Origin of the sequence: Paenibacillus sp. (assembly GCF_035645195.1) — a bacterium.
Taxonomy (GTDB): domain Bacteria; phylum Bacillota; class Bacilli; order Paenibacillales; family YIM-B00363; genus Paenibacillus_AE.
Genome location: NZ_DASQNA010000039.1, coordinates 284,865 through 300,385, shown reverse-complemented (window position 1 = coordinate 300,385; position 15,521 = coordinate 284,865). Strand labels below are relative to the sequence as shown.

Sequence of the window (15,521 nt, the reverse complement as noted above, 5' to 3'; positions counted from 1 at the left end):
CTTACGCTTCTTGCTCCACGACGTCGTCAAGCGGAAATTCGTTCACTCGGTTGCCGGCTTCCGCTACCCGAACGCTGACCGTTCTCGCATTCGGGTTAATGCTGACGACGACGCCCGCTCCGAGCGACGTGATGACGCGCGCTCCGACCGACGGGAGATCCTGCTTCACGCTTTCGTAGTTGTCATGTTCGAATTTCAAGCAGCACATCAGTCTTCCGCACAGCCCCGAAATTTTCGTCGGGTTGAGCGATAAATTTTGATCTTTGGCCATCTTGATCGACACGGGCTCGAAATCGCCCAGCCAAGAGGAGCAACATAAGATGCGTCCGCACGGACCGAGTCCGCCGAGCAGCTTCGCCTCGTCGCGGACGCCGATTTGGCGCAGTTCGATACGCGTCCGGAACACGCCGGCCAAATCCTTCACGAGTTCGCGAAAGTCGACCCGGCCTTCCGCCGTAAAGTAAAAGATCACTTTATTGCGGTCGAACGTATATTCGACGTCGACGAGCTTCATCTTCAGCCCGTGCTCGCGAATTTTCCCGACGCAGATGTCGAACGCGTTCCGCGCGGCCGCCTTGTTGTCGTCGACGACCTTAGCGTCGTTGTGATCGGCGATGCGGATGACCCGCTTGAGCGGCAGCACGACGTCGGATTCGCGGACCGTTTTGCGCCCGATCACGACTTTACCGTATTCCACGCCGCGCGCCGTTTCCACGATGACGTTCTCGTGGTCTTCGACCGGCAGGTCGCTCGGATCGAAGTAATATATTTTGCCCGCTTTTTTGAAGCGGACGCCTACGACTTGGTAAGTCTCCATCATGTCCCTCCTTGCAACGCATATAAAAACCGTTCAAGGACAAGCTGGGGGTTTGCATGCGCGCGAAGGCGACGCTTGGCCCTCAGCGCTTCGTCCATGACCGCCACCCAATGCTGGGCGGGCTTCGACACGGCTTGCTTCGCATGAAACTCCAATTGATCTATGAACACGACCGAATCGGTCTGTTTCCGTTGCAGCAAAATCATATCCTTGCACCAAAGCGCGAATAGATCGAACAACGTATCGAGGTGCTCCGAAGTTTCGCCCTTTCCGGCGATCGCCTGTCCGGCCAGCATGGCCGCGGCAAAGCCGCGCGAAGACTCCTTAGCCAATTGTAACACTGCGTTTCTGATTTCTGCAAACCAATTTAATTGGATAAGCTCACGGGCGGAGTCCAGGCCCGATGCGAGGCGCACCGCCGGCTTTACGAGCGCCGGAGGCAGCCCTTCCTCGAGCAGCGCCCGCTCCATCGTCTCCGGCGGAAGCGGCAGGAAGACGAGCCGCTGCGCGCGGGAAAGAATCGTCGGCAGCAGCGCCTGCGCATTCTCCGTCAGCAGCAGCGCCACCGTCGCGGACGTCGGCTCTTCCAAAAATTTCAGCAGCGCGTTCGCCGCCTGCGGCGTGAGCCGTTCCGCTTCTTCTATTATATATACGCGCGGGTTTTCGCCCGTCGTCTTATATGCGAATTGCTTCTGCAAATCTCGAATTTGGTCGATCTTGACCGCCGCGCCTTCCGTATCGATGCGGATGACGTCCTGATGGTTGCCGCCCGCGATCTTACGGCATTCCGCGCAAACGCCGCAAGCGTCCCCGCCGCCTTCGCGGCAGTGCAGCGCCTGCGCCAGCGTCAATGCGGTCGCTCTGCGTCCCGTCCCTCTCGGGCCTTCGAACACATAGGCATGCGACAGGGTGCCGGCGCGCAGCGCGGATTGCAGCAGCGACTTCACCCGGTCCTGACCGGGAATATCACGAAATGGCATGTCCTGCGCTCGCTCCTAAAAAAACAAATTGATCAGCAGGCCTCGGATCTCGCCGACTTTGCCGAGCAGCTCGATCCGTCCCTGCTCGGTTGTCAGCAGCTCGTCCGCCATCGAAATCAGCGTACGGTCGATTTCATCAAGCAGCTGGTAGCGCTTCGTCCGGCCGCGGCGGTCCCAGCCTCTCGTTTCTTTGATGCCGACGCCTTTGCGCACCGTATCCTCCAGAAACCTCTGTACCATATGCTTGTATTCGCGCAGCTCTCTGACCGTCATCGAGCGGGCGAGCCGCTCGCCTTGCTGCGCGATGCGCTCCATCCGCCTCGACAGCTCGTCCTGCGCAACCGCTTCCCGCTCTTCCCGCAGAAAACCGGAGAACGGGCGAGAGGACGCCGAGGAGCCAAGAGCCCCTTCGTTGCGAAGGGGCTCCTTGCCGAACGAACGGATGCCGGGATTAATTTTCACGTGTATCCGCCCCCGTGTCCGATTGGTTCGTGTATTAGAAATGTTCGAATCGCTCTACCGGCATAATAAACACGGCCGCGCCGCCGACTTGCACCTCTACCGGGAACGGAATGTAGGAATCCGTCGTTCCGCCCATCGGCGTAACCGGGGTGACCAGTTGATCCCGAACCTTGCAATTCGCCTTGATGACCTCGAGCACGTCCTGCACCCGATCGTCTTCGATGCCGATCATGAACGTCGTGTTCCCCGCGCGCAGAAAGCCGCCGGTGCTGGCCATCTTCGTGGCGCGGATCCCCTCTTTGATCAATGCGTTCGACAGGCGGTTGCTGTCCTTGTCTTGCACGACTGCGATCACCAATTTCATCCTAATTCCTCCTCTGAGCGAATTCGTTCGGCGCGCGTCCGCCGAGCCTCCATGTTAACGCTTAGCAAGCAGTCGATCGCAATCCGCTTCGATGATCGCCGCGATGTCGTCCACGCCTTGGTTCGCGTCGACCCGCAGCACGCGGTGCGGCTCGTTGTTCGCTATCAGCAGGAATCCCTCTCTTACCCGTTCGTGATACGCGCTCTCTTTTTGTTCGATTCGATCCAGCGCCGCCCCTCCGGCCGCGCCGGCCCGCCGCAGCAACCTCTCCCGGCTGACGCTGACGGGAACGTCGAGCAAATACGTTCGGTCGGGCCGAAGGCCGCCGGTCGCGAACCGGTTAATGTCCGCCACCGTCTCCGGCTTCATGCCGAGTCCGTACCCTTGATACGCGATGCTCGCGTCGACGAATCGATCGCATACGACGATGTTTCCGGCTTCGAGCGCCGGCACGATGACTTCGCGCACGTGCTGCGCCCGGGACGCCGCGTACAGCAGCACTTCCGTGTGGTCTTCCATTTCCTTATGATCCGGAGACAAAATCAGCTCCCGGATCCGATCGCCGATCGGCGTGCCTCCCGGCTCCCTCGTGACGACGACTTCCTCGCCTTTCGCTTGCAGCCGCTCGACGAGCCTTCGCATTTGCGTCGTTTTGCCGGACCCGTCGGGTCCTTCGAATGTAATAAACAAGCCTTTCACTTGCAGGCTCCTAACATAGTATATTGCCTAGCTGTCAAATGGGTTCCTCCGTACGCGCAGCATTCGCAGCGTATGGTCCTTCGGCCCCTGTACCGCCGCGCCTTGTTCCCTTAACCGAAGCAGCGTCTCCGCCGCCTCGCGCGTGATCGTCTCGCCCGGGTACAGCAGCGGAATGCCCGGCGGATACGGTACGACCATCTCCGCGCTCGCCATTCCGACGGCATCCTCCAATCGGACTTCGACGACGTCGGCCGCGGCGGACGGCGAATTCTTGCCCCCTGCGTCGAAAAAGACGGGTATGGACGAAGAAATCGGCCCCCATGTGTATCTATTCGAGGAAAACGTCGCGTTTTCCTTCTTTTTCGCCGGATTTCGCAAATCAATTTCATCCAGCGCCGCGAGCAGCGCCGACATGTCTTCCGCCCGCGTCGCCGCGCTGCACGCGAGAACGACATGCCGCTCCGTGGCCATTTCCGTGTAGATGCCGAGCTCCGCCAACCGGTCCAGCAGCGCGTAACCGGACAAGGCGCCCGCCCGGTCGCTCAGCAGCGGCTTCATCGGATCGTCGGTGCGCAGCGAGGCGAACCGGCGATGTTGCGGCCGCAGCGCCTCGTGCAGCTCCTCGATCGCCCGCAGCGCGCCCTCGAACGCCTCGGCGCCTCGGACGTGGAGCTCCCGGCGTGCCCAATCTAGGGATGCAAGGATCGGGTAGGACGGACTGGAGCTCTGGAGCATGCGCAGCAGCGCCTCGATCCGCTCCGCCGGCAGCCGGTCGCCCCTTACGTGCAGCATCGCCCCCATCGTCAGCGCTTGAAGCATTTTGTGCGTCGATTGGATGACGACGTCGGCCCCCTGACGCAGCGCCGAGTTCGGGAACGCCGGGTGCATGCCGAAATGCGCGCCGTGCGCTTCGTCGACGATGAGCGGCTTCCCCCGCGCATGCGCCGCTTCGGCGATGGCGGCGATGTCGACCGCGTACCCGTAATAGTTCGGACTCGTGACGAACACCGCCTTCGCCTCGGGATGCTCGTCCAACGCACGAGCCACCCCCGCAGCCGACGGGCCGCGGGCAAGCCCCGTGCTTTCGTCGATGTCCGGCGGCACGAACGACGCTCCGGCGCCGCGCAGCATCAGCGCATGGATCGCCGATTTATGCGCGTCCCGCTGCATGACGATCAGCTCCCCCGGCCCGACGGCCGCCTGAATCGCCGCCAAATTGCCCGCCGTGCTGCCGCCGACGAGGAAATACGTCCGGTCCGCCCCGAAACAGTCCGCGGCGAGCCGCTGCGCTTCCGCGATCGCCCCCACGGGCGCATGCAGATCGTCCAAGCCCGGCAGCTCCGTCGCGTCATAGGCGCCTATCGCCTCCAGCCACGCCACAGCGGACGTCTCCGCCGCGAAAGCGGCTCCGGCCTTATGTCCAGGCACATGGAACGACGCCTTCCTCCCCGCCGCATACGCTTGCAGCGCTTCAACGATCGGCGCCCGATACGCACTTGCCTCGTCCATCCATCGATCTCCCTCTCTGAAACTCGTGCTTCTATCTTACCTTGTCCCCGTGCGAAAAAAAAGCCGCCCGATTCATGCCCGGGAGGCTCCTTTTTATGGGATATAGTCCGCATCGGTCAGGCGTCTTTTTTATACCAAACCCGTTTCATCTGCATAATGAAGAACGGGTACTTTTCGTCCTTCACGTCCGTCCGTACCATCTCCTGCTCGCAGTCCGCGCAGATGAATTGTCCGCAAATATGAATGCCTTCGGCTCGCGTTTGTTCGCAAATGATACAGGTGCAGGACATCGGCAGCTCTTCGGGTTGCAGCGCACTCATGGGCAGCTCACCTTTCCTTTTTTACTCCCAGTATTGCCTTTCATCCAAATCTCTAAACTTTTTTTTCGCAACTTTGCTATAATTGAGAATCGACAGGGCGTCAAGGCCCTTTAATTTCCTATATCATATGTGGGAGCGGCAAGCGAAGTGCATGAACCGCACCGCACAAGCGGAGGCAGCCGAGGTGCAGACGCAAACCGATAAAATCATCTATCAATACAAGCTATTAAAAAAAATTCGACGCCGTGCGCCGATTGCCCTGCTGTACGCCGGACTCCCGCTCGTTTGGCTGTCCGCCGCGTACGTCTGGGACGGACTCGTTCCTGTGGCGTTCTCCGTCCTCGCCCTTGGGCTATGGCAAGCGGTCTATTGTGTCGTGACCAAGCTGCTGCTGGCGCGCGAAAACGAAAGCGGCGCGGACACCTCACGGTACGGGTGGAGCCGGTCGTGGCCTTGGTACGGCTATTTGCCGACCGCCACCATCTCGTTCCGCCAGTTTCGCTCGATTCAGCTGCATTTGTTCGTCGTAGGCTTCCTCATCTCGGGCGTCTTCGCCGTTTGGCTGCCTCCTGTGTCAGCCGCGTCGTTGGCCGTTCTGCATAGCTGGTGGATGCTGCCCCGTATACTGCTCATTTCGTCTCTACAACGCTCCGCGGCCTCGGGCAGCCTGCTGACGCTGGGGGCGTCGGACGCGTCGCTGTACGCGCCCTGATCCTGTTCAACTCTCGTACGATTGGCTAGCCCACGTCCCTAACCGCACTATATCTGCGCCCTTTTACCTTAACAGCACAAGTACTGTGCTGGTTGTGGAGCCGCACCGCTGTCTCGCGACCCGTTACCGATCAATCCCGACTCACTAACGCTATTCCGCTCTGCCCAACCACACGAAGTTTGTGCTCTTTTCCCTGAACCGCACTAATTTTGTGCTGTTAGCAGAGCGCTTCGCTACCCCATGACCTGTTACTGCCGAATCCCGGCTCACTAACGCATTTCGCTCCACACCAACCGTACAAAATCTGCGCTCTTTTGCCTTAACAGCATAAATATTGTGCTGTTGATTGAGCGTTGCGCTGTCGCTGGCCCCGTAACCGCCGACTTCCAGCTCACTAACGCATTCCGTTCCTCCCCAACCGCACAACGTTTGCGCTCTTTTCCCTGAACCGCACAAAATTTGTGCTGTTGCCAGAGCGCTTCGCTGCCCCATGACCTGTTACTGCCGAATCCCGACTCACTAACGCATTTCGCTCCACACCAACCGCACAACGTTTGCGCTCTTTTCCCCGAACCGTACTAATTTTGTGCTATCTGTAGAGCGATGCGCGGTCGCAGGCCCCGTATCCTCCGAATTCCGGCTCACTAATGCATTCCGCTCCCCTTCAACTGCACAAAGTATGCACGCTTTTCTCTGAACCGCACTAATTTTGTTCCGTCGGTGGAGCGATGTGCTTCCGCTGGCCTCGTAACCGCCGACTTCCGGCTCACTAACGCATTTCGCTCCACACCAACCGCACAAAATCTGCGCTCTTTTGCCTTAACAGCATAAATATTGTGCTGTTGATGGAGCGTTGCGCTACCGCTGGCCCCGTAACCGCCGACTTCCGACTCACTAACGCATTCCGTTCCTCCCCAACCGCACAACGTTTGCGCTCTTTTCCCTGAACCGCACAAAATTTGTGCCGTCGCCAGCTTCGCGCAACATCATCGATGCAAATCTCACTCCGCCTAAAGCGCAAAACGGCATCAGACGCAAAAAAGAGCCGATCGGGCGAACCCGATCGACTCTTCTTATGTGTAACGAATTACTTTTGGATCGTTGCAACGGCGCCAGCGCCAACCGTACGGCCGCCTTCGCGGATAGCGAAACGCGTACCTTCTTCGATAGCGATCGGAGCGATGAGCTCAACCGTTACCGTGATGTTGTCGCCAGGCATAACCATCTCCGTGCCTTCCGGCAGGTTGATGATGCCCGTAACGTCCGTCGTACGGAAGTAGAATTGCGGACGGTAGCCCGTGAAGAAAGGCTTGTGACGGCCGCCTTCTTCTTTCGTCAGGACGTAGATTTGAGCCGTGAAGTTCGTGTGCGGCTTAACGGAACCCGTCTTCGCCAAAACTTGACCGCGCTCGATGTCTTTACGGTCAACACCGCGGAGCAGTGCGCCGATGTTGTCGCCCGCTTGTGCGGAGTCGAGCAACTTACGGAACATTTCAACGCCCGTAACGACCGTCTTGCGAGTTTCTTCGGCGAGACCGATGATCTCGACTTCGTCGCCGACTTTAACCACACCACGCTCTACGCGGCCCGTAGCAACCGTACCGCGGCCCGTGATCGTGAATACGTCCTCGACCGGCATAAGGAACGGCTTGTCCGTATCGCGCTCCGGCGTCGGGATGTACGTGTCGATTTGCTCGAACAGCTCGATGATTTTTTGAGCCCACTCGCCGTCCGGGTTTTGCAGCGCTTCGCGCGCGGAACCGCGGATGATCGGCGTGTCGTCGCCCGGGAATTCGTACTCGGACAGCAGGTCGCGGATTTCCATCTCGACGAGCTCGAGCAATTCTTCGTCTTCAACCATGTCGCACTTGTTCATGAATACGACGATGTACGGTACGCCTACCTGACGGGAGAGCAGGATGTGCTCGCGCGTTTGCGGCATTGGGCCGTCAGCTGCGGATACGACGAGGATTGCGCCGTCCATCTGTGCAGCACCCGTGATCATGTTCTTAACGTAGTCGGCGTGTCCTGGGCAGTCAACGTGAGCGTAGTGACGGTTCGGCGTCTCGTACTCAACGTGTGCCGTCGAGATCGTGATACCGCGCTCGCGCTCTTCCGGAGCTTTGTCGATTTGGTCGAATGCTACAGCGTTACCGCCGTACTTCTTCGACAATACCGTCGTGATTGCTGCCGTCAGCGTCGTTTTACCGTGGTCGACGTGACCGATCGTGCCGATGTTAACGTGCGGCTTATTACGTTCGAATTTTGCCTTTGCCATTAGTGAAATTTCCTCCTTAGAGAAAAATTAGTATAATTAGGCGCCCTTCTTCGAGATGATCTCATCTGCGATAGATTTAGGCACTTCCTCATAATGGGAGAGTTCCATCGCGAACACGCCGCGACCTTGCGTACGAGAGCGAAGCGTAGTCGAGTAACCGAACATCTCGGAGAGCGGAACCTTCGCACGGATGATCTGAGCGCCGGCACGGTTGTCCATGCCTTCGATCCGACCGCGGCGGGAGTTCAGGTCGCCCATAACGTCGCCCATGTACTCTTCCGGAACGGTAACTTCGACTTTCATGATCGGCTCGAGAAGAACCGGCTTACACTTGTCTTTCGCCGCTTTGAGCGCCATAGAGCCGGCAATTTTGAACGCCATCTCGTTGGAGTCGACGTCGTGGTACGAACCGTCGACGATCGTCGCCTTGATATCTACGAGCGGGAAGCCGGCCAATACGCCGTTCTTCATCGACTCTTCGATACCGTTTTGTACTGCAGGAATATATTCACGCGGTACAACACCGCCGACGATCTTGTTTTCGAACACGAATCCGGAGCCAGCTTCGAGCGGTTCGAATTCGATCCAGCAATGGCCGTATTGGCCGCGACCGCCGGACTGACGTACGAACTTGCCTTCGACTTTCGCCGGTTGGCGGAACGTTTCGCGGTAAGCAACCTGCGGCTTGCCGACGTTCGTTTCCACCTTGAATTCGCGCTTCATGCGGTCGACGATGATCTCGAGATGGAGCTCGCCCATACCCTGGATGATCGTCTGGCCCGTTTCTTCGTCCGTGTAGTAACGGAACGTCGGGTCTTCCTCGGCCAGCTTCGTCAAAGCGACGCCCATCTTGTCTTGGTCCGCTTTGGACTTCGGCTCTACCGCGATGGAGATAACCGGGTCCGGGAAGTTCATCGACTCGAGGATAACCGGGTTTTTCTCGTCGCACAGCGTGTCGCCCGTGATCGTATCCTTGAGGCCTACTGCTGCGGCGATGTCGCCTGCGTATACCTCTTGGATCTCTTCGCGGGAGTTCGCGTGCATCTGAAGAATCCGGCCGATCCGCTCGCGCTTGCCCTTCGTTGCGTTCAACACGTACGAACCGGAGTTGAGAATACCGGAGTATACGCGGAAGAACGTAAGCTTACCGACATACGGGTCCGTCATGATCTTGAACGCGAGCGCGGAGAACGGCTCGTTGTCGGCCGATTTCCGAACGACTTCCGTACCGTCTTCGAGAACGCCGCGGATATCCGGAACGTCCGTCGGAGCCGGCAAGTAGTCGATAACCGCGTCGAGCATCGGTTGTACGCCCTTGTTCTTGTAGGAAGAACCTGCGATGACCGGGAAGATTTTTACTCCTACCGTGCCTTTACGCAGAGCGACCTTCAGCTCGTCGACGGAAATTTCTTCGCCTTCGAGGTACTTCATCGTCAGTTCTTCGTCGAGTTCGGCGATCTTTTCGATCAATTGGCTGCGAAGCTCTTCGGCTTGTGCTTGATACTCCGAAGGAATTTCGCTCAATTGCTCCAAGCTGCCCATATCGTCCGTGAAGCGGTAAGCGACGTTACCGATCAAGTCGATATAACCGACGTAGTCCGCTTCAGCGCCCATAGGAAGTTGAATCGGAACTGCGTTCGCGCCGAGACGGTCTCTCATCGATTGGACTGCCCCGAGGAAGTCCGCGCCGATGATGTCCATCTTGTTCACGTACGCGATCCGCGGAACGCCGTAGCGATCCGCTTGACGCCATACGGTTTCGGATTGCGGCTCTACGCCTTCCTTGGCGGAGAACACCGCTACCGCGCCGTCGAGCACGCGCAGGGAACGCTCAACCTCGACTGTGAAGTCTACGTGTCCGGGCGTGTCGATAATGTTGACGCGATGGCCCTTCCATTGCGCCGTCGTAGCAGCCGACGTGATCGTGATGCCGCGCTCTTGTTCTTGTTCCATCCAGTCCATCGTTGCGGCGCCTTCGTGAACCTCGCCGATCTTATGGACGCGTCCGGTAAAGTAAAGAATGCGCTCGGTCGTCGTCGTCTTGCCTGCGTCGATGTGGGCCATAATGCCGATGTTGCGCGTGTTCTGCAAAGAGAACGCTCTTGGCATTCGCTTGCTCTCCCTTCTATCCAAACCTCTTGTGGTTTATTACCAACGGTAGTGGGCGAACGCTTTGTTCGCTTCGGCCATTTTGTGCGTATCTTCGCGCTTCTTGACCGACGCGCCCGTGTTGTTGCTTGCGTCGATGATTTCGGCTGCAAGGCGCTCCGTCATCGTCTTCTCGCCGCGGTTGCGAGCGTAGTTGACCAACCAACGAAGACCAAGCGACGTACGGCGCTCCGGCTTCACTTCGATCGGCACCTGGTAGTTCGCGCCGCCGACGCGGCGTGCTTTGACCTCGAGCACCGGCATGATGTTCTTGATCGCAGCCTCGAATACTTCCATCGGCTCGTTACCCGTACGTTGACGAATCAGTTCGAACGCGTCGTACAGAATCGTCTGAGCGACGCCGCGCTTACCGTCGATCATGATACGGTTGATAAGACGAGTGACCAACTTGCTGTTATAAATCGGATCCGGAAGCACATCGCGCTTCGGAACAGGACCTTTACGTGGCATAGTTATCCCCCTTTCCCAATCGGTTCATACTTAGTATAGGTTTTAGAGATCGGCGAGCCTGCGACTTGCTCGATCTCGGATCTTGCTCTCCCGCTGAACGCGGGCTGACTTGATATTACTTCTTCGCTTTCGGACGCTTCGTGCCGTACTTGGAACGAGCTTGCATCCGGTTGTTAACGCCGGCCGTATCGAGCGCGCCGCGAACGATGTGGTAACGGACACCCGGAAGGTCCTTAACACGGCCGCCGCGAACGAGAACGACGCTGTGCTCTTGCAAGTTGTGGCCGATCCCGCCGATGTAGGCAGTAACTTCGACGCGGTTCGTAAGGCGTACACGAGCGTATTTCCGGAGAGCCGAGTTCGGCTTCTTCGGCGTCATCGTGCCGACACGCGTGCAGACGCCGCGCTTTTGCGGTGCGCTCAGGTCCGTCTCTTCGCGTCTCAGAGCGTTGAAGCCCTTCTGAAGCGCCGGGGACTTGGACTTGACGACCTTCGCTTTGCGTCCTTTGCGTACGAGTTGGTTAATCGTTGGCATGTATGTTGCACCTCCTTCAATAACGTTTGTAAACCAATTTTTAAGTCCACAGATCCAGGTGAGTCATTTGTGAACAAAGAGAATGTTTTTGTCTTCGGAATCCCGGACAAAAACATGGTTTCACTCATTCACTATAGCAGCCATCGCCGCGCCGACTTCGATTCCGCAAGCTTTACCTAACAGCTTCATAGAATCGACGTACGCCACTTCGACGCCCATCTTCTTCGCCAGCGAAACAATCTTGCTCGTCAGCTTTGGATCTGCGTCTTTCGCCACAAACACTTTGGCGGCTGCGCCTAGCTCCACCGCTTTCGTCGTTTGCTTCGTGCCGATGCGCAGTTGTCTTCCACGCAGTTCTTCATCATAAGACATTGTTGAAATATCCTCCAAAGAACAGCTCGCATGAGACCAATTCTTTTTGGCACACTGTAACATATTATCACCGGGCTGCCGCCCGTGTCAAGAAGGAAATCATTGAGACCGATTCGAGCGGATCGCGCCCGCCGAAACCGCGGAAGCGGAGCGGCGGACGCGCCTCGAATCGCTATCGATTACTCGACGGCTACCGGCTGTTCGGATACGGCATCCGTGCCTTCTTCCGGCGCCGCGTTCGGGTCGACGACCCGAATGCCGCGGTAACGGGACATCCCCGTACCCGCCGGAATGAGCTTGCCGATAATGACGTTCTCTTTCAAACCGAGCAGCTGGTCGACTTTGCCCTTGATGGCGGCGTCCGTCAAGACGCGCGTCGTCTCTTGGAACGAAGCGGCCGAGAGGAACGAGTCCGTCTCGAGAGACGCCTTCGTGATCCCGAGCAGGACGGGACGCGCGACGGCCGGCTCTTTGTCCGCCATGAGCGCGACGCGGTTCGCCTCTTCGTATTCGTGGATGTCCACGAACGAGCCTGGCAGCAGCGTCGTGTCGCCCGCGTCGACGATGCGGATTTTCCGCAGCATCTGGCGGATCATAACTTCGACGTGCTTGTCGTTGATTTCTACGCCCTGGTTACGATATACGCGCTGGACTTCCTGCAGGATGTAGTTCTGCACCCCGCGGATACCTTTGATGCGCAGCATTTCTTTCGGGTCGATGGAACCGTCCGTCAGCTCGTCGCCCGCTTCGATCTGTTGACCGACCGTGACGCGGATACGCGAACCGTACGTGACGGAATACGTTCTGGATTCCGCTTCGCCGGCGACTTCGATCTCGCGGCGGTCTTTCGCTTCGCGGATCTCCTTCACGACGCCGTCGATTTCGGAAATGATCGCTTGGCCTTTCGGGTTCCGAGCTTCGAAGAGCTCCTGAATCCGCGGCAAACCTTGCGTGATGTCGTCGCCCGCGACGCCGCCCGTGTGGAACGTACGCATCGTGAGCTGCGTTCCCGGCTCGCCGATCGATTGCGCCGCGATGATGCCGACCGCTTCACCGATTTCGACGAACGCGCCGGTCGCGAGGTTACGGCCGTAGCACTTCTTGCAGACGCCGTGACGCGTGCGGCAAGAGAGCACCGAACGGATTTGCAGTTTCTCGACGCCCGCCGCGATAATCGCGTTCGCTTCCGCGTCGCGGATCAGCTGGTTGCGCGCGACGATGACTTCGCCCGTCTCCGGATGGCGCACCGTCTCGAAAGCGTAGCGGCCTTCGATCCGGTCGTACAAGTCCTCGATGACTTCTTTGCCGTCTTGGATTTTGCCGACGACGAAGCCTTTGTCCGTACCGCAATCTTCTTCGCGGACGATGACGTCCTGCGCCACGTCGACGAGGCGGCGGGTCAGGTAACCGGAGTCCGCCGTCCGAAGCGCCGTATCCGCGAGACCTTTCCGCGCGCCGTGCGTCGAGATGAAGTACTCGAGGACGGTGAGGCCTTCGCGGAAGTTCGACTTGATCGGCAACTCGATGATCCGGCCGGACGGGTTCGCCATGAGGCCCCGCATGCCGCCGAGCTGCGTAATCTGCGACTTGTTGCCGCGCGCTTTGGAGTCGACCATCATCGAGATCGAGTTGAACTTGTCGAGCGACTTCATCAAGATGTCCGTCAGCTCGTCTTTCGCCTTCGACCAGATCGAGATGACGCGGTCGTAACGCTCTTCGTCCGTAATGAGACCACGGCGGTATTGGTTCGTAACGACGCGGACTTTCTCTTCGGACTCGGCCAGAATGCGAGCCTTCTCCTGCGGCACGGTTACGTCGGACACGGCGATCGTGATGCCCGCGCGCGTCGAATACGTGAAGCCGAGCTGCTTGATGTTGTCGAGAATGATCGACGTCTGCGTCGTATGGTATTTACGGAAGCATTCCGCGATAATCGCCCCGAGATAGTCTTTGCCGACGGCGCCCTTGAACTGCGCGTTCATGATGAGCTCGCGAACGTTGGCGCCCTTCTCCATGATGAAGTAGTGATCCGCCACGCCGTTCAGGAGATTCGCCTTCGTCGGTTCGTTGATATACGGGAAGTCTTCCGGGAAAATCTCGTTGAAAATAATTTTGCCCACGTTCGTAATGAGCAGAGCTTTCTCCTGCTCTTCCGTGAAAGACGTCTTCTTCAGCGCCTTGACCGGGATGGCGACGCGCGCATGGAGCGCTACCGCGCCGCGCTGGTACGCGGACACGACTTCGTTCACGTCGCGGAAAATATAGCCCGTGCCCTGCGTCTCCGGATTGTCGAGGGTCAGATAGTACGAGCCCAAGACCATGTCCTGAGACGGCGTAACGACCGGCTTGCCGTCCTTCGGGTTCAAGATGTTGCCCGACGCGAGCATCAGGATGCGCGCTTCGGCTTGCGCCTCGGCGGACAGCGGCACGTGGACGGCCATCTGGTCGCCGTCGAAGTCGGCGTTGTACGCCGTACATACGAGCGGGTGCAGCTTGATCGCGCGGCCTTCGACGAGAATCGGCTCGAACGCTTGGATGCCGAGACGGTGCAGCGTCGGCGCGCGGTTCAGGAGCACCGGATGCTCTTTGATGACTTCTTCGAGAACGTCCCATACTTCCGGGGATACGCGCTCGACTTTGCGCTTCGCGCTCTTGATGTTGTGCGCGAGCCCTTTGTTGACGAGTTCCTTCATGACGAACGGCTTGAAGAGCTCGAGCGCCATTTCCTTCGGCAAACCGCACTGGTACATCTTAAGCGACGGACCAACGACGATAACCGAACGGCCGGAGTAGTCGACGCGCTTGCCGAGCAGGTTTTGACGGAAGCGTCCTTGCTTGCCCTTCAGCATGTGCGACAGCGACTTGAGCGGGCGGTTGCCCGGGCCCGTCACCGGACGGCCGCGGCGGCCGTTGTCGATGAGCGCGTCGACGGCTTCTTGGAGCATGCGCTTCTCGTTCTGTACGATAATGTCCGGAGCGCCGAGATCGAGCAGACGCTTCAGACGGTTGTTCCGGTTAATGACGCGGCGGTACAGATCGTTCAGGTCGGACGTCGCGAAACGGCCGCCGTCGAGCTGCACCATCGGACGAAGCTCCGGCGGAATGACCGGCAGGACGTCCATGATCATCCAGTCCGGCTGGTTGCCGGAATTGCGGAACGCTTCAAGCACTTCGAGGCGCTTGATCGCGCGGTTGCGGCGCTGGCCTTGCGCGGTTTTCAACTCTTCCTTCAGCGCATCGACTTCTTTGGAGAGATCGATGTCTTGGAGAAGTTTCTTCACCGCTTCGGCGCCCATGCCCGCTTGGAACGCGTAGCCGTACTTCTCGCGGTAGCTGCGATATTCCTTCTCGGAAAGAAGCTGCTTCTTCTCGAGCGGCGTATCGCCCGGATCCGTTACGACATAGGAAGCGAAGTAAATGATTTCCTCGAGCGAGCGAGGAGACATGTCGAGCGCGAGACCCATGCGGCTCGGGATGCCTTTGAAGTACCAGATGTGCGAGACCGGAGCGGCGAGCTCGATGTGGCCCATCCGTTCGCGGCGCACCTTCTGGCGCGTGACTTCGACGCCGCAGCGATCGCAGACGACGCCTTTGTAACGAACGCGTTTATATTTGCCGCAGTGACATTCCCAGTCTTTCTGCGGTCCGAAGATTTTCTCGCAAAACAAGCCTTCCTTCTCCGGTTTCAACGTCCGATAGTTGATCGTCTCCGGCTTCTTCACTTCGCCGCGCGACCACGAGCGGATTTTGTCCGGGGAGGCAAGCCCGATCTTCATAAACTCAAAGTTGTTGACATCCATCAAGGAGCAACCCTCCCTGCAATTGTTATCGATCTATGGACCGGACGGCCGCGG

14 protein-coding genes are annotated in these 15,521 nt (G+C 58.6%); 1 reads left to right on the top strand and 13 read right to left on the bottom strand.

Going from position 1 to position 15,521, the window contains the following annotated elements:
• Window position 1: 1 nt before the first annotated feature.
• The 7 genes from VE009_RS21855 to VE009_RS21825 all read right to left on the bottom strand — a co-directional run bounded on the left by VE009_RS21855 (window position 2) and on the right by VE009_RS21825 (window position 5,151).
• The gene (locus VE009_RS21855) at window positions 2-817 is read right to left on the bottom strand and encodes a stage 0 sporulation family protein (protein WP_325011375.1); all 816 of its coding nucleotides are present in this window, start codon (window positions 815-817) and stop codon (window positions 2-4) included.
• Window positions 817-1,797: a DNA polymerase III subunit delta' gene (gene holB / locus VE009_RS21850; protein WP_325011373.1), complete on the bottom strand. Its 981-nt coding sequence runs from the start codon at window positions 1,795-1,797 to the stop codon at window positions 817-819. Before holB ends, VE009_RS21855 begins: the two co-directional genes overlap by 1 nt.
• Window positions 1,798-1,812: 15 nt before the next feature.
• Window positions 1,813-2,259: a YaaR family protein gene (locus VE009_RS21845; protein WP_325011371.1), complete on the bottom strand. Its 447-nt coding sequence runs from the start codon at window positions 2,257-2,259 to the stop codon at window positions 1,813-1,815.
• A gap of 34 nt (window positions 2,260-2,293) precedes the next feature.
• Window positions 2,294-2,623, bottom strand: a complete 330-nt coding sequence (locus tag VE009_RS21840) for a cyclic-di-AMP receptor (RefSeq protein WP_324892236.1) — start codon at window positions 2,621-2,623, stop codon at window positions 2,294-2,296.
• Window positions 2,624-2,677: 54 nt separating this feature from the next.
• Complete coding sequence (tmk, locus tag VE009_RS21835) at window positions 2,678-3,322, bottom strand: dTMP kinase (RefSeq protein WP_325011370.1); 645 nt, start codon at window positions 3,320-3,322, stop codon at window positions 2,678-2,680.
• Window positions 3,323-3,349: 27 nt separating this feature from the next.
• On the bottom strand, window positions 3,350-4,831 hold the full coding sequence (locus VE009_RS21830) for an aminotransferase class I/II-fold pyridoxal phosphate-dependent enzyme (protein ID WP_325011369.1): 1,482 nt from the start codon (window positions 4,829-4,831) through the stop codon (window positions 3,350-3,352).
• 116 nt (window positions 4,832-4,947) lie between these two features.
• Window positions 4,948-5,151, bottom strand: coding sequence for a sigma factor G inhibitor Gin (locus tag VE009_RS21825; RefSeq protein ID WP_325011367.1), 204 nt, complete (start codon window positions 5,149-5,151; stop codon window positions 4,948-4,950).
• Between the two features lie 151 nt (window positions 5,152-5,302).
• Here VE009_RS21825 and VE009_RS21820 point away from each other — a divergent pair, with 151 nt between their 5' ends.
• Window positions 5,303-5,863 carry a hypothetical protein gene (locus VE009_RS21820; protein ID WP_325011365.1) on the top strand — a complete coding sequence of 187 codons (561 nt, stop codon included), beginning with the start codon at window positions 5,303-5,305 and terminating at the stop codon, window positions 5,861-5,863.
• 1,087 nt (window positions 5,864-6,950) lie between these two features.
• Here the strand turns inward: VE009_RS21820 and tuf are convergent.
• From tuf to rpoC, 6 genes are all read right to left on the bottom strand, one after another.
• Complete coding sequence (gene tuf, locus VE009_RS21815; RefSeq protein ID WP_325011363.1) at window positions 6,951-8,141, bottom strand: elongation factor Tu; 1,191 nt, start codon at window positions 8,139-8,141, stop codon at window positions 6,951-6,953.
• Window positions 8,142-8,177: 36 nt separating this feature from the next.
• A complete protein-coding gene (gene fusA / locus VE009_RS21810; RefSeq protein ID WP_325011361.1) occupies window positions 8,178-10,250 on the bottom strand; it encodes an elongation factor G in 2,073 nt (690 codons plus the stop codon).
• A 39-nt stretch (window positions 10,251-10,289) separates the two neighbouring features.
• Window positions 10,290-10,760: a 30S ribosomal protein S7 gene (gene rpsG / locus VE009_RS21805; protein WP_325011359.1), complete on the bottom strand. Its 471-nt coding sequence runs from the start codon at window positions 10,758-10,760 to the stop codon at window positions 10,290-10,292.
• Between the two features lie 115 nt (window positions 10,761-10,875).
• Window positions 10,876-11,295, bottom strand: a complete 420-nt coding sequence (rpsL, locus tag VE009_RS21800) for a 30S ribosomal protein S12 (RefSeq protein WP_199616573.1) — start codon at window positions 11,293-11,295, stop codon at window positions 10,876-10,878.
• Between the two features lie 120 nt (window positions 11,296-11,415).
• On the bottom strand, window positions 11,416-11,667 hold the full coding sequence (locus VE009_RS21795; RefSeq protein ID WP_325011355.1) for a ribosomal L7Ae/L30e/S12e/Gadd45 family protein: 252 nt from the start codon (window positions 11,665-11,667) through the stop codon (window positions 11,416-11,418).
• A 179-nt stretch (window positions 11,668-11,846) separates the two neighbouring features.
• The gene (rpoC, locus tag VE009_RS21790; RefSeq protein WP_325011353.1) at window positions 11,847-15,470 is read right to left on the bottom strand and encodes a DNA-directed RNA polymerase subunit beta'; all 3,624 of its coding nucleotides are present in this window, start codon (window positions 15,468-15,470) and stop codon (window positions 11,847-11,849) included.
• Window positions 15,471-15,521 lie beyond the last annotated feature (51 nt).

What these genes read in the sequence shown, in the direction of transcription:
- VE009_RS21855 (WP_325011375.1), bottom strand. Translation starts at nt 817, where the DNA reads ATGGAGACTTACCAAGTCGTAGGCGTCCGCTTCAAAAAAGCGGGCAAA.
- holB (WP_325011373.1), bottom strand. Translation starts at nt 1,797, where the DNA reads ATGCCATTTCGTGATATTCCCGGTCAGGACCGGGTGAAGTCGCTGCTG.
- VE009_RS21840 (WP_324892236.1), bottom strand. Translation starts at nt 2,623, where the DNA reads ATGAAATTGGTGATCGCAGTCGTGCAAGACAAGGACAGCAACCGCCTG.
- VE009_RS21830 (WP_325011369.1), bottom strand. Translation starts at nt 4,831, where the DNA reads ATGGACGAGGCAAGTGCGTATCGGGCGCCGATCGTTGAAGCGCTGCAA.
- VE009_RS21825 (WP_325011367.1), bottom strand. Translation starts at nt 5,151, where the DNA reads ATGAGTGCGCTGCAACCCGAAGAGCTGCCGATGTCCTGCACCTGTATC.
- VE009_RS21820 (WP_325011365.1), top strand. Translation starts at nt 5,303, where the DNA reads ATGAACCGCACCGCACAAGCGGAGGCAGCCGAGGTGCAGACGCAAACC.
- tuf (WP_325011363.1), bottom strand. Translation starts at nt 8,141, where the DNA reads ATGGCAAAGGCAAAATTCGAACGTAATAAGCCGCACGTTAACATCGGC.
- fusA (WP_325011361.1), bottom strand. Translation starts at nt 10,250, where the DNA reads ATGCCAAGAGCGTTCTCTTTGCAGAACACGCGCAACATCGGCATTATG.
- rpsG (WP_325011359.1), bottom strand. Translation starts at nt 10,760, where the DNA reads ATGCCACGTAAAGGTCCTGTTCCGAAGCGCGATGTGCTTCCGGATCCG.
- rpsL (WP_199616573.1), bottom strand. Translation starts at nt 11,295, where the DNA reads ATGCCAACGATTAACCAACTCGTACGCAAAGGACGCAAAGCGAAGGTC.
- VE009_RS21795 (WP_325011355.1), bottom strand. Translation starts at nt 11,667, where the DNA reads ATGTCTTATGATGAAGAACTGCGTGGAAGACAACTGCGCATCGGCACG.